18 protein-coding genes are annotated in these 13,094 nt (G+C 36.3%); 10 read left to right on the top strand and 8 right to left on the bottom strand.

The window, feature by feature from the left end; all coding sequences use genetic code 11:
• The first annotated feature begins 75 nt into the window (after positions 1 to 75).
• Together ACMAYS_RS10845 and ACMAYS_RS10840 are read left to right on the top strand one after the other, a co-directional pair.
• Complete coding sequence (locus tag ACMAYS_RS10845) at positions 76 to 249, top strand: hypothetical protein (protein ID WP_158246892.1); 174 nt, start codon at positions 76 to 78, stop codon at positions 247 to 249.
• A gap of 98 nt (positions 250 to 347) precedes the next feature.
• Positions 348 to 1,298, top strand: a complete 951-nt coding sequence (locus ACMAYS_RS10840) for a carbon-nitrogen hydrolase family protein (RefSeq protein WP_412463271.1) — start codon at positions 348 to 350, stop codon at positions 1,296 to 1,298.
• 30 nt (positions 1,299 to 1,328) lie between these two features.
• Here ACMAYS_RS10840 and ACMAYS_RS10835 read toward each other — a convergent pair whose 3' ends face one another.
• Positions 1,329 to 2,801 (bottom strand): carbon starvation protein A, encoded by a 1,473-nt coding sequence (locus tag ACMAYS_RS10835; RefSeq protein ID WP_103218282.1) that lies wholly within the window; start codon positions 2,799 to 2,801, stop codon positions 1,329 to 1,331.
• A 121-nt stretch (positions 2,802 to 2,922) separates the two neighbouring features.
• Between ACMAYS_RS10835 and ACMAYS_RS10830 the strand changes: the two genes are divergently transcribed.
• Positions 2,923 to 3,528 (top strand): trimeric intracellular cation channel family protein, encoded by a 606-nt coding sequence (locus tag ACMAYS_RS10830; protein WP_103218281.1) that lies wholly within the window; start codon positions 2,923 to 2,925, stop codon positions 3,526 to 3,528.
• Position 3,529: 1 nt separating this feature from the next.
• Here the strand turns inward: ACMAYS_RS10830 and ACMAYS_RS10825 are convergent, their stop codons facing one another.
• Positions 3,530 to 4,372, bottom strand: a complete 843-nt coding sequence (locus ACMAYS_RS10825; protein ID WP_412463270.1) for an MBL fold metallo-hydrolase — start codon at positions 4,370 to 4,372, stop codon at positions 3,530 to 3,532.
• A 78-nt stretch (positions 4,373 to 4,450) separates the two neighbouring features.
• Between ACMAYS_RS10825 and ACMAYS_RS10820 the strand changes: the two genes are divergently transcribed.
• On the top strand, positions 4,451 to 4,792 hold the full coding sequence (locus tag ACMAYS_RS10820) for a MerR family transcriptional regulator (RefSeq protein WP_103218279.1): 342 nt from the start codon (positions 4,451 to 4,453) through the stop codon (positions 4,790 to 4,792).
• Here the strand turns inward: ACMAYS_RS10820 and ACMAYS_RS10815 are convergent.
• Positions 4,776 to 5,252, bottom strand: coding sequence for an RrF2 family transcriptional regulator (locus tag ACMAYS_RS10815; protein WP_199177549.1), 477 nt, complete (start codon positions 5,250 to 5,252; stop codon positions 4,776 to 4,778). The two genes, ACMAYS_RS10820 and ACMAYS_RS10815, sit on opposite strands and share 17 nt — an antisense overlap.
• A 38-nt stretch (positions 5,253 to 5,290) precedes the next feature.
• Between ACMAYS_RS10815 and ACMAYS_RS10810 the strand changes: the two genes are divergently transcribed.
• Positions 5,291 to 5,656 carry a group I truncated hemoglobin gene (locus ACMAYS_RS10810; RefSeq protein ID WP_103218277.1) on the top strand — a complete coding sequence of 122 codons (366 nt, stop codon included), beginning with the start codon at positions 5,291 to 5,293 and terminating at the stop codon, positions 5,654 to 5,656.
• A 12-nt stretch (positions 5,657 to 5,668) separates the two neighbouring features.
• Positions 5,669 to 6,829 (top strand): NnrS family protein, encoded by a 1,161-nt coding sequence (locus ACMAYS_RS10805; protein ID WP_412463470.1) that lies wholly within the window; start codon positions 5,669 to 5,671, stop codon positions 6,827 to 6,829.
• On the opposite strand, the gene ACMAYS_RS10800 is transcribed toward ACMAYS_RS10805, so the two are convergent.
• Positions 6,826 to 7,611, bottom strand: coding sequence for a TrkA C-terminal domain-containing protein (locus ACMAYS_RS10800; RefSeq protein ID WP_103218275.1), 786 nt, complete (start codon positions 7,609 to 7,611; stop codon positions 6,826 to 6,828). The genes ACMAYS_RS10805 and ACMAYS_RS10800 overlap by 4 nt on opposite strands.
• Positions 7,612 to 7,692: 81 nt before the next feature.
• Here ACMAYS_RS10800 and ACMAYS_RS10795 point away from each other — a divergent pair, with 81 nt between their 5' ends.
• Positions 7,693 to 8,151 (top strand): hypothetical protein, encoded by a 459-nt coding sequence (locus tag ACMAYS_RS10795; RefSeq protein WP_392992820.1) that lies wholly within the window; start codon positions 7,693 to 7,695, stop codon positions 8,149 to 8,151.
• Positions 8,152 to 8,165: 14 nt separating this feature from the next.
• The gene (locus tag ACMAYS_RS10790; RefSeq protein WP_103218273.1) at positions 8,166 to 8,996 is read left to right on the top strand and encodes a hypothetical protein; all 831 of its coding nucleotides are present in this window, start codon (positions 8,166 to 8,168) and stop codon (positions 8,994 to 8,996) included.
• Here ACMAYS_RS10790 and ACMAYS_RS10785 read toward each other — a convergent pair.
• Positions 8,989 to 9,429, bottom strand: coding sequence for a methylglyoxal synthase (locus ACMAYS_RS10785; RefSeq protein WP_103218272.1), 441 nt, complete (start codon positions 9,427 to 9,429; stop codon positions 8,989 to 8,991). The genes ACMAYS_RS10790 and ACMAYS_RS10785 overlap by 8 nt on opposite strands.
• Positions 9,430 to 9,547: 118 nt before the next feature.
• Between ACMAYS_RS10785 and ACMAYS_RS10780 the strand changes: the two genes are divergently transcribed.
• Complete coding sequence (locus ACMAYS_RS10780) at positions 9,548 to 9,841, top strand: DUF6172 family protein (protein ID WP_103218271.1); 294 nt, start codon at positions 9,548 to 9,550, stop codon at positions 9,839 to 9,841.
• Positions 9,842 to 9,907: 66 nt separating this feature from the next.
• On the opposite strand, the gene ACMAYS_RS10775 is transcribed toward ACMAYS_RS10780, so the two are convergent.
• The 3 genes from ACMAYS_RS10775 to ACMAYS_RS10765 form a co-directional block, all read right to left on the bottom strand.
• On the bottom strand, positions 9,908 to 10,261 hold the full coding sequence (locus ACMAYS_RS10775) for a hypothetical protein (RefSeq protein ID WP_412463269.1): 354 nt from the start codon (positions 10,259 to 10,261) through the stop codon (positions 9,908 to 9,910).
• A gap of 136 nt (positions 10,262 to 10,397) precedes the next feature.
• Entirely contained in the window at positions 10,398 to 11,036 is a 639-nt protein-coding gene (locus ACMAYS_RS10770; RefSeq protein WP_412463268.1) for a flavin reductase family protein, read from the bottom strand.
• The gene (locus ACMAYS_RS10765; RefSeq protein ID WP_412463267.1) at positions 11,030 to 11,785 is read right to left on the bottom strand and encodes an SDR family NAD(P)-dependent oxidoreductase; all 756 of its coding nucleotides are present in this window, start codon (positions 11,783 to 11,785) and stop codon (positions 11,030 to 11,032) included. The genes ACMAYS_RS10770 and ACMAYS_RS10765 overlap by 7 nt, the downstream gene beginning before the upstream one ends.
• A 37-nt stretch (positions 11,786 to 11,822) precedes the next feature.
• Between ACMAYS_RS10765 and ACMAYS_RS10760 the strand changes: the two genes are divergently transcribed.
• Positions 11,823 to 13,088 (top strand): ABC1 kinase family protein, encoded by a 1,266-nt coding sequence (locus ACMAYS_RS10760; protein ID WP_158246890.1) that lies wholly within the window; start codon positions 11,823 to 11,825, stop codon positions 13,086 to 13,088.
• Positions 13,089 to 13,094 lie beyond the last annotated feature (6 nt).

Here is a 13,094-nt window from a genome sequence, read left to right as displayed (position 1 = left end):
AATCTTCGTAAGGTTCCTATATATAAGTGGTTTCAAGTGTTATCTTTTTGAAAGAGACTTAACAAGGGAATAGATATGAAGAAACTTATACTGTGTTGTGCTGTACTTTTATCAATGACTTCTATTGCTTCGCAGGAGAAGGTAAAAGAAGTAAAAAAAGAAAAGGTTAACAAAGATTCATCAAAAGATTGTAAAAGTCACAATAAAGCTGGAATTAAAGAATATCGAAGTGAGTTTTTTGGAAAATAATTTGGAGGTTTAACATCCAAATTTAAGAGAGGTTAAATATCTTTCTATTCAATTATATGTTTAAATTAAAATACTCTGAGAGGTGCTGACTTAAGGAGATGAAAGTGAAAAAACTTGCAATCGTTCAGCTTCCACCTGTATTTTTAAATTTAACAAAATCAATCGAAATAGCTTGTGATTCTATCACTGAAGCAGCTAGAGAAGGCGCTCAGCTAGTCATGTTCCCTGAGGCATATTTACCAGGTTATCCTTCTTGGGTATGGCGGCTTCGACCTGGTGGAGATATGCTGATGTTTAAAGAACTTCACCATGTTCTTTTTAAAAACTCAATTGATCTCTCTAAAAATCAACTATCAGATATTCAAGAAACAGCTAAGAAGAAAAACGTAACCGTTGCAATTGGCTTTAATGAAATTAACTCTGAAGCAAGTGGCTCAACACTATTTAATTCATATGCCATTATTGGCCCAGATGGTGAAATTCTAAATCTACATCGAAAGTTAATTCCAACTAACCCTGAACGCATGGTTTGGGGCTGGGGAGATGCTCGTGGCCTAAATGTTGTGGATACTCCGGCCGGAAAAATTGGAAGCCTCATATGTTGGGAAAATTATATGCCACTTTCTCGCTTTAGTTTATATGCCCAAGGGGTCGAGGTTTACTTGGCCCCAACTTGGGACTGTGGGGAATCTTGGCTTGGAACTCTTAAGCATATAGCTAGAGAGGGAGGCTGCTGGGTCGCAGGATGTTCTACAGCTATTCAATGTTGTGATATTCCTGATGATGTACCTTTTAAAGATGATGTTTTCCCAGAGCCAGAAGATTGGTTATCTGATGGTGATGCTGTTTTATTTAAACCATTTGGAGGTGCCGTTGCTGGTCCAATGTCACGGGAAAAAGGAATTCTTTATGCAGAATATGATTTAGAGGAAGTTATTGATGCAAGAAGATCTCTTGATATTGGAGGTCATTATTCTCGACCAGACATTTTTAATTTAACAGTAGATAAAAGCAAAATGGATTCATTTCATTTGAAAAAAGCAAGTTAGCATAGGTCCTCTATTAAAGGACCTACGTGATCATACTTGGGCCTTAAGTGAGTATTTCTTACGATGAAAAACGATAAGGATAATTAAGCAAATGATTCCAACTATAACTCCAATTGGCTGGGCCTGCTCTTTTGAAAGATTAACACCTATAGGAGCAGTCAGAATATATGAAATTGTAACTGCCGTTCCAACAATTGCTGGTAGGCTAACTATCCAGTGTATTGCTTTGCGATCAAATAAATACTTCGTTGCAAGCCAGAGAACACTTGTTGATAAGAGCATATTTGAAAAGGCAAAGTAGCGCCAAATAAGAGAGAAGTCGATTTTTGTCATAAAGTAGGCGACAGTTAGAATTGGTATTGAAACCAATAGTCGATTCCTTATGCTTTGATGAATATTAAATGCATCAATAATCGTTAATCTTAATGAGCGAAATGCAGTATCTCCTGAAGTTATAGGGAAGACTGCAACCGCCAAAACGGCCATAACACCACCAAGAGCACCTAGGTATGTTGAGGAGATCTGTTTCACGACTAGCCCTGGACCACCTTGTGCAATAACGGCTTTTAGTTGTACGTAACCTTCTGGAAACGCAGATATTCCGGCAAGGGCCCAAACACATGCCACAACACCTTCAGCTAACATCGCTCCATAGTAAACTGGCCTTACATATTTTTCATTTCCAAGACATCTTGCAATGATTGGAGCTTGTGTTGAATGAAATCCACTAATTGCACCACAAGTGATTGTCACGAATAAGAGTGGCCATACAGGGGGTCCATTAGGATCTCTGTTTAATAATTCATAGTTAATATGTGAATGCGATATGTATGCAAAGATATTCTCTATTTTTGGTAACATTGGTGCGTGAAGAATTAATGAAATTGCTATCAAGACGGTCATTACAACCATTAATAGACCAAATAATGGATAAAATTTTGTAATAATTTTATCGATAGGAAGTAATGTCGCTAATAGATAGTAAGCGAGAATGACTAGTACCCAGAAGTTATTACTGGCAAACATCGTGTCTTTAAAGGCATCGAGATTGCTGATTAGGCCGGCGGGGCTCATGATAAATACAACACCAACAAAGAAGAGGAGCATTGCTGTAAAAAGTAGCATGATCGCTTTGAAGTATGTGTTTAAATAGTGACCTGCTATTTCAGGTAAACTTTTTCCATCCTCCTTAATACTAAGTACTCCCGAGTAGAAGTCATGGACAGAGCCTCCAATGATATTTCCCAATACAATCCAAACGAGTGCGATAGGTCCATAAATAGCACCTAGTATTGGTCCAAAAATAGGGCCAACTCCCGCGATATTTAGAAATTGAATTAGGAACGCCTTTGTAGGTGATACTTCAACATAATCAACACCATCTTCAAATTTTTTAACTGGTGTTAGATTCTGAGAGTCGATACCTGCTTGTTTTTCAACAAATGGGCTATAGAATTTATAAGCAAAAGCAAGCATCAAAAGACAAATGATAAAAATAAGCACTTAACACATCCATGGTTAAAAGTTTTCTTTATTCATTATAACTGGATAATAGTAATTACTTGGTAAATTCTAAAAGTAAATTTTATTGAAATATATGCTAAACTCTTTTATAGAGGAAAATATGACAAATGAATTTATCTATATTGACTACCTTGGTACCTTTGCCTTCGCTGTTACAGGTGCTTCAGTTGGTGGAAAATCAAAGCTTGATCTATTTGGAATGCTATTCTTGGCCTTCCTAACTGCTGTTGGGGGAGGTACGGTAAGAGACCTTATTATAGCTGAGCCTGTTTTTTGGACTAAGAACCCAATTTATCTTTATATCATTATCATTGCAACTCTCTCGACTTTTTTCATGAGAAAGTTTTATGAGCGCCAAAGTTCATTACTATTATTTCTGGATACACTAGGACTTGGTTTCTTCGTTGTAATTGGAACTCAAAAGACTTTGCTTTTGGGATTTAATAATGAAACGTCATTATTGATGGGAGTTGTGACTGCAGTGCTAGGAGGGATCTTACGATCGGCATTCAGCGGAGAATTATCAATTCTCTATCAGAAGGAACTATATGCGACAGTAGCTGCGATTTCGTCTGTTGTCTTCATCATTCTTTCTCAAATTGATTTTGATCCTCTATACCCAGCGCTGGCAGTAATGATCACAACATTTGTTCTAAGGTATGGTGCTATTAAATTTGGCTTGAAGCTCCCAACGATGAAAGAATAGCTCAATTCCATTTTGGATAATAGCCAAGTGATTCATGCACGTAGAAGTCGTGTGTTGGTACAATGATGTAGCCTTTTTGTTGCATTAGTTTTACGATCTCAATTTTCTTACGTGCCATCGCCTTGTCTGTATCAACTAACTTAGAAGAAAGATAGGGCTTGTTTTGAAGTGGACTAAGTTGTCTTGTTGTCCAAATAGCATCGCCGACAAAGAAATACTTCTTACCATCTTTAGCATTATTGAGAATAATTCCAAGTGAGCCATGGGTATGTCCAAAAAGAGGTACAATTATGACATTCCTGTCCCCAAATACATCATAGTATTTGTGAAAACTAAGGTATTCTTCTTCTTTCCATTTAAAAGCTTTTGTTTTGATATTTTTAAATTGAGAAGGAAATGTACGATTTGGAGTAGGGTGAATTACTTCATGCATTTCTTCTTCGCTTACAAGTGTTGTAATTTCTGGATAATCGATAAGGCCACTAGCATGGTCCCAATGAGCATGAGAAAGAATAATATTTTCAATCTTATAGTGATCCTTGATTTGATCTTTAATTGAATCAAGCTTATGGTAAGCAAATATAGGCTTTGCCCACCAAGACATATCGAGTGCAAATTGATCATGCACATCATCGCCTAGGCCAGTTTCAAAAAGAATGTACTTACCTTTATTTTCTATGAGAAAACCGGCATGATTCACCATCATTGTTTTAAAAAGACTACCTTCTTCATAAATTAGGGCCTCTAATGTCTTTGCTGTGCCTGTTTGAATAATTGAAAAGCGAGGAGCTTCACTTGCCGCTAGAATATTTAATGCTAATAGTACTGTAAAAAAATATTTCACTTGTTTTCCTTTTTATGATTAGTTTAGATTAGTATAAACCTTAAACCATACTTTAAGGTCAAGCTCTGGAGTAAAAAAATGAAAATAGGTGATTTATCTAAGCAGACGGGAATACCTTCATCGGCCATTCGTTATTATGAAAAGATGGAGCTTCTTGTTCCTAAAAGAGGTGATAATGGCTATCGAGTTTATCCTGTTGAAGCTGTCGAACTTTTAAAACTAATTGTGCAGGCAAAAGAGCTTGGTTTTTCACTTTCTGAAATTAAGTCAATGGCAAAAGTACTCGCCTCTAAAAATCCAAATGGTAGACTTCGAAAACAACTTGAAGAAAAATTAACTCAACTAGATGAGCAAATAAAAGTTATCAGAAAATTTCAAAAGAATATTAGGGGACTGTTAGAGTCTAATTGTCCGCTGTAAAGATTTCGACTAATTTTGCTTTATTAGAAATAAGATCGTCCAATGTGTATTCATTGAGTGCTTCATAGAATTTATTTTGAGCAATTATCAGTGCACTCTTTAACTTACAAGTTGGATTAATTATACAATTTCCTGAATTACCAAAGCACTCAACAAGTGGAGAGTCCTCTTCTAATTGGCGTACTAAGTTTCCAATTACTATTTGGCCAGGTGCAGTGGAAAGCGTGATGCCTCCACCTTTTCCTTTATAGGAGTCAATGATTCCCATTGAGGAAAGATTGTGAACGACTTTCACAAGATGATTTCTTGAGATTTTATACTTGTCGGCTATCTCTGCTACAGTAGAGCGTTCATCGCCCTTTAGAGCGATATATATAAGTACTCGTAAACTATAATCTGTAAAACTGGCCAAACGCATATTAATTTTCCTGTTTACTTTAATACCATTTAAGTCTAGCATACATAATATGTATTTCAGATATATATTAAGGAGATGAAATGACAAAGTTATTTGAAAGAATTGGCGGTAGAGAAGCAGTTAACGCAGCTGTCGATGTTTTTTATAATAAGGTTCTAGCTGATGAGCGCATTAGGCACTTTTTTGAAGGAATCGATATGGCCGCTCAAAGAAGAAAGCAAATTATGTTTTTAACTTATGCCTTTGGTGGTCCAAATACATATGATGGAAAGGGAATGAGAGAAGCTCACGAGGCCCTTGTTGCTCAAGGATTAAATGATGAGCATTTCAATGCCGTTGTTGAAAATCTTGGCGCTACTTTACAAGAGCTGGGTGTGGCAGATGAGCTAATTAAAGAAGCTGCAGCAATTGCTGAGTCGACTAGGGCCGACGTTCTTCTTAAGTAAGCAGAGAGAGTGATGGGATTAAGAGCACTATTTTCAATCAGTTTTAGGCCATTTTTTCTTATGGCCGGATTAATGGCGGCCCTTAATCCCATTATTTGGGTTCTTTCTTATCTTGGGCACATCGATGTACCACTGAACTCGCTTGATACGATATTTTGGCACTCGCATGAAATGCTCTTTGGTTTTTGTGGTGCCTTGATCGCTGGATTTTTGTTAACAGCAAGTGCTAATTGGACTGGTTCTAGGCCTTATCAAGGAAAGTGGTTGGCTTTCTTACTTCTCATTTGGGGCCTTGAAAGGTTGGCCTATTTTATTCCTCTTGGTCCCTCTAGCTTGCTTATTAACTTAAATCTTTTTTTCCCTATATTATTAATAATGCTTTTAGTTAAACTATGGCATTTTCCAAAGCAGAAATTTGTTTTTATTCCTCTACTATTAGGCTTTTCTTTGAGTAGTTTTTTGCACACGTGGGGAAATTTATTTCAAGAAGCTGTCGTGGCAGATTATGGAAGAGACCTTGCGATTGGGCTAATACGTTTTATTATTTTGTTGATCGCTGGAAGGGTAATACCTTTCTTTTCCAGAAGTAAAATATCAAATATTAGTATTGATGTTCCTAATTGGCTAAACCTTCTTAGCTTAGGTTCTGTTTTGATGCTGGCCGTTTTATGGAATCAAGACAATCTTTCATCTATTAACCTCGCAATTCTTATTATTGCTATTGTCTCAAATTGCTTTAGACAATATTTATGGCGTCCTTTAGCAACTATAAGCATTCCGATCCTCTTTATTCTGCACATAGGAATTGCACTAATTAATCTTGAGTTAATTCTACGATTTGTAGGTATTTTTAATATGCGTGTTAATGAGACAAATGCAGCCTTACATTTACTTCTTGCTGGGGGGCTAGCAGTCGTTGCAATAGGGATAATGACACGTGTTTCGCTAGGACATACTGGTCGATCAATTCAAGCAGATACTTGGACGAAGTTATCTTATCTACTAATCATAATTGGTGCACTAACACGTTCGTTAATTCCAATCATATCGTCACAGTATTATTTTACTAGTTTGTATGTGGCCGTATTATTTTGGTGTGGTGGGTTTGCTATTTTTCTTCTTAAGTACTTTAAAATTCTAATAGCACCAAGACCAGATGGAAGAGAGTATTAGCTTGCTTCACGGGTTTCAACAATTTCCTCTTCTCTAACTTTTTCTTCTTTTCGAATTTCTGCTAATTTTTCGATGGCCTCTTTTCGTTCTGTATCACCAATATCAACTGTTCTCGTACTTATCTCACTAAGCATATCTGCTCTTCCGTATAAAATGGCCGTATCACCAGTCGTTATGACATAGTCTTTTGAAGGAAGTCCTAAGTATTCTCCGTTAGCTACTTGCACTCCGAGGACAATAAGTCCCTCTCTCGGAAGTGAGAGCTCTCTTACAGTTTTATTAGCAAACCAGTGATTATCTGAAACATACACTTCTCCAATACCAAAACTATCTCCAAGATGTAGGAGATTTGCGTAATCCACGAGTTCCACATTTGATAGTTTTCCTAAGTAAACTTTAAGTTTCTTATTAAGCCACTTATTAAAGAAATTGCTTTGTGTGATGTATATAATTATTGAAAAAAGAGTGATCGCAACTGCAAAACGACTAAGTCCTTCAACTGTTGTATCGATATTAACAAATGATAAAATAGCGGTTGATATAACAGAGATTATACCTACATTACTAATAGTCATCAGAAAACTGAGAACGCGCCTTCTCAAAGGATGATTAACAAGACTTTCAGACTCACTGGTCGTGTATCCTGTTCCAGTAAGAGCTGACTTTGCCTGAAATCTTGCTACCTCATCACTTAATCCCGTCAATACCAGTATTTTTGTGGCAACTTTCACAATGGTTATTGAAGTAAATAAAATGATCGTTAACGTAAGTAAGGCCAGCATGATAAAACTCCACTTTTCATTATAGAGAAAAAACAGCTAAACTTATCTATAAATGAAGTTAAATATACTTAAGGAAGACTAATGAATCATCGCAATTTAAAATTCTCAATTTTAAGCCTAATTTCTCTTAGCTCGTTTGCCAATTGCCCAGCACTTACTGGTACATGGGAAGGGCTTTGTGATCGAGATGGATCAGTTAAAGTTGAAAAACTCTACATTAAGCAGGAGAGCTGTGAGCACATAAATTTTTATGGGATGGATTATAAGATAGGTAAGCCTTATAGTGAACAATATGAGAATAAATATGAAAAGACATTTAATGTTCACAACCTATACTGGGGCAGAGATGGGCAGAGTCTTTACTTTAATGTCGATCGTGTTCAATGGATGAAAGATCGTAATCAAACTTCCAATGCACAGGGAGTGGGATTTCTTAAAGTCGATGGTGAGGAAATGAGCTATTCAAGAATCTATAGTGGAAGAAGTCGTGATGGCCAGTATTTTAAGAAAACAAGAATGTGTAATTTTACACGAATTTAAAAATGAGAATTTAAATGAATATAAAAGACCTTTTGAATATTGGAAAAGAAATAGAAGCCTTGAGGCCAAGTGAAGAAGACTTTTCAAGAGTATGTACTGATTATCTTTTGAAGTCTAAGTTTGATTTTGAACTTGAAGAGATTGAATCATTTATTGCGCAGTGGAGTTTAGAGCAAGAGACTCTTCCTGAGCAAGTTAATGTTTATAACGGATTTGGTCAGCCACCTGTTACAATCTTCAATAATGGACACTTTGTTGTTGATCTATATTTCTGGCAGACTTTAGATACTTCAATCCATTCACATTCTTTTTGTGGAGCTTTTCAAGTTGTGGCCGGAGAGTCAAGACATGAAGTATTTAAGGTTCATATGAAAGAAGAATTCTTTCCTGATATCTACACAAGTGAAATCGAATGTGTAATCGATGAAACTTTGGTTAAGGGTGATATCCGTGAGATTAAAAGAGGGCTGGAGTTCTCACATCGTGTACTTCACGAGCAAAACCCAACCGTTACCCTTTGTATTCGAACAGTAAATGATAAAACTCCTCAATGGCATCACTTTGATAATGGACTTAGTATTCAAAAACGCTCTGCAGAGGCATGTGATATTAAAAGATTATCAATCTATGATTATCTTCTTACACGCAATCCTCAACAAGGCTTAGCTTATCTAGAAAAACTTATGGATTCATTTACACCAAGTCTTATCATGAATCTTTATGAGCAGCTTTCATATGACCAAATGGGCCTAACTGAAGAAGGTGTTGAAGTCTTCTTTGATAAAGTAGTTGAGCGCTTTGGAGATACTCCTTGGTTTAAGGTGTATATGGACTTTTTTAATTAATTCCTTTTCGTGCTTGATTGTAATTATTGAGCACAGAAAGTTTTCTCTCATATTCAGAGTCCATTAAACTTGAGTTGATGAAATAGTCAGCGCTTGTTTGATTGCAGGCCATTGGGATATTGTAAAGTGTAGCAATTCTTAGCAAGGCCTTGATATCTGGATCGTGTGCCATTGACTCTAATGGGTCCCAAAAGAAAATAAGCATATCAACTTGATCTTCAACAATTGCACTTCCAATTTGAAAGTCTCCGCCAATAGGCCCACTTAGGTACTTATGAATATTAATGCCTAATTTTTCTTCTAAAAGTCTTCCAGTTGTTCCCGTTGCACAAAGATTATGATTAGTTAGTTTATCTTTGTGATCTAAAGTCCATTGGATTAGGTCATTCTTTCTACTATCGTGTGCCACGAGGGCAATTGTTTTTTTCTTCATAGTCTTATTCTATTCCTGTCCTTAATTTAAGTAAAGTGAACTAGGTTGTGATTAATAGGGTGTGTTCCGAGATTTTCCATGCTAAAAGCTTCTATTACATATAAATAGTGAGATTAAAGTGAAGAAAACATTTAAATTAGTGGATGAAAAGCGCTCAGCTGAAAGAGTCGCAGATAAAATTAAATTTGAAGTAAAGAAGTATATTAAAAGAGAGCGTCGAAAAGAGTTGCCTGAAGGTTCTGACTTTTGGGATTTCGACTGTCGTATTGGTGAAAGTGCAGAATCTGCTCAAGCGATTCATGAAAAAGAAATCAACAAAAAGATTGATTTACTCGTAAGTGAAAAAGCTGAGTCATTCTATTTAGAAATTATGGCAAAACAAGCTCGCCGTAATCCTCGTTCAAAAGAATAGATCTAATTAAGTTCCAGGAACCATAATTGGTTCCTGGAGATGTCAGGAGTTTTGCCAAGGGATAAATTACGCGACTTGCGGTCCACGTAAATTACTTGCTAAGCTATTACTAAATCTTTCTCTTTTCCATTTTAATAATTGCTCATCGATTTCCTCCTCTAAAAGGAGAAATGCCTGATATGGGGTATGTGCAACTTTTTTTGCATAGAAGTTTTTCGAATAGGACTTAATACTGAGCTGAGCTATATAATTCGACTCATGCTTCTTAAATTCAAGCTGATAGTGGCCATGATTAGGGCATCGGTCCATAAGCCTATCGAGTCGTGCTTTTATTTTCTGATGCTGTTTATATGTCAGCTCAATACCGAAGTCAGAAAATAAAGGTTTTGAAAAATCACATAAATTAGTTTTCTTTAACATAAAGTCTCCTTGATACGGTTTGTAGTAAAAAAGATTCTTTAGAGGTCGAAAAATTAGTTATTTACCTCTCGTAATAAAAAAATGGTAGCAAAAAAAATAGTGTCAATGCTAGCTAGGAAAATTTTTGTATTTTTCTCTAAAGCCAACTTGGTGGGCGATCGGCCTTTGCATAGCTGAGGCGACCTAGAGCACTCGTCGTAAAGTAAGCATCTAGACCTGACACACAGATTGTAGAGGCTTTATGAATATCGATATGGCCATCTTCCTCAAGGCAATCTTGTGGTAAGTGAACACTTTTAATTTCACCAATTAAAAAATGTGTACCATTTTCCTCGATTTTAATTTCACGCACAAATTTTATCGCCATTTTAATTTTTGCTTCTAAAACAAATGGTGCAAGAAATTTATCTTTGTACTCTTCAGTTAGGCCACAGGCATCAAATTCACTTTGATCTTGAGGATAGCGGGCACTTGTTTGATGGGCCTTTTCTACAATTGTTTCATTAACATGGTTAATCGTAAAAAAGCCATTTTCACGAATATTTTCTAGTGTATCTCTTCTGGCCGTATCAGGTCTAATCACGAGGCCAATAAGAGCTGGAGACGCACCTAGATGAACGACAGAACTGATAATTGAAAGATTAGTTTGTCCTTCATTATTGATTGTACCGACAAGATTTGCTGACTTAAATCCTGATAAAGCATTTATGAATTTTATTCTCTTTCTCTCATCAAAGTTTTTAAAATCAGTATCATTAATTGTTGTCGTTACCATGGAATTTCTCCGCCGTCCCAAGATAGAAACTTTCCAGTTTCACTAAGTTCTCTATTATTAATGGTATTAAGTATATTAGAAGCTGTTTCGTGTGTCTCGTGAATTATGTAGGAAGTTCTACCTATAAATGGTTCGGATAACTTTGTTTTAGTCGTTCCTGGATGAATAGCAAGAACTACACATTTTTTTCTCTTTCTTTCGAATTCGATAGAGATATTTTTTATAAGCATATTCAGTGCCGCTTTTGAAGTTCGGTAGCTGTACCAACCACCAATCTTATTATCTTCGATACTTCCCACTTTTGCTGAAATGCTTGCAAACAGGCTAGGAGTATTACTTAGATTCTTTTCAAAATACTTTCCAATGAGTGGTGTAACCATTGCGTTCACTTGTATAATTCTAATAAAATTCTCAGGATCAAATTCTTTAAGAGATTTTTCTGGATTGAGTTCTTTGTCATGGAGCATTCCGACGCTATTAATTATCAGCTCAAAAGAGCTATCAACAAGTTCTAGGGCCATGTTTTTTATCTGCTCTTCTTTAGTAGGATCTATCTGGTATACATGTAAGTTATTAGGAAATAACTTTTCTAGGCTTAATAAATCTAAGGCACTTTCTCTTTTTCGATAGGTTGCTGTGACGTGCATACCTGAGTAATTCTCTAATAAATTTTGCACTATCCCAAGTCCAATTCCATGACCGGCACCAATTATTAGGGCATGCTTACAGTTATTGAGTCGAAAATACATCCATTCTCCTTTAGTTAATGTTAGAATAAGAATGCTAATGAAGAAAATAAATAAAATAAAAAATAAGTTCATCTCAAGACAAGTAGGGGTTGCAAAACTCGCTTTAAAAATGGGAAAAGACGTTTGGTCTAAACGTAATGAAGATTTAAAAAATAAATTGAGTGGTGGTATTGGTCCTCACGTGGAACTCATTGTAAATGAGCTCGGTGTGATGAAGGGCTCTCTCATGAAAGCTGGTCAATTACTATCGACTTATGCAAGTGCGTTCCTACCGCCTGAAGCGCAAAAAGTATTAAAGCAGTTAGAGAGTCAGTCTTACTATCTAGAGTGGGAACAAATTAAAGATCAAGTTCCTAAAAGTTTTTTAGAACAACTTGAGATAGAAGAGAAACCAATCGCGGCTGCAAGTCTTGGCCAAGTTCATCTTGCTCACTATAACGGTGTTGATTACGCCATGAAGATTCAGTACAAGGGTGTCAGAAAGGCAATCAAGAATGATGTGAAGGCCCTAAAAATCTTAATGAAGTTACTCAATGTCATACCAAAAGAAGTAGACTTAAAAGAAATCTATAGTGAAATTGAAGAGATGCTCTTTCTTGAAACTGATTATCAAGCAGAGGCTAAGTCTATAAATGAGTTTCGAAAATTATTAAGTGAATACCCGCAATACAAAATACCTGAAGTCTTAGAGGATTTTAGTAATGAGCAGGTTTTAACGATGGAATATCTTGATGGCCATAGCCTAAGAGATCTTGACCAATTAAATCTATCTCAAGAAGATCGAAACGAGCTTGGTAGAGACTTCATGAGACTTATGTTCTTAGAGCTTTTCCAGTTTAAAAAAGTTCAGACAGATGTTCATATGGGTAATTATATTTTATTACCAAATAACCGCTGGGGTTTAATTGATTTTGGTGCTTCAAAAACTCCACCAGACAATTTCTTGAAGGGCTATCAAACTCTAATCATCGCCTGCGCTAATCTTGATCGCGAGTTATTCTTCTCAAACCTCTATGAGATGGAATACCTATCTAAGAATAAAAAAACAAATGAAGACTTCTTCTGGGAGTATGCCAAAATTATAGCTGCACCTTTTCAGGGTGGGGTCTATGATTGGGGTCGCTCCAACGTTGCAGATAAGGTTATGGAAATGGCCCCTCAGCTAATGAAGGAGGTCGCCGTAGGAAATCCTTCAAGACATACCGTTTTTCTAGATCGAAAGATAGGTGGTGTTTTCTTTGTTCTTCACAAACTAGGTGCTCAATTTGATGTACGTGCCCTGCTTGATGAGTGTCTTCTTTAGTTTCAG

The organism is Halobacteriovorax sp. RT-2-6, assembly GCF_047085025.1.
Lineage (GTDB): Bacteria > Bdellovibrionota > Bacteriovoracia > Bacteriovoracales > Bacteriovoracaceae > Halobacteriovorax_A.
Note: the sequence above shows the minus strand (reverse complement) of the source record. Positions and strands in the feature narration are given on the sequence as shown.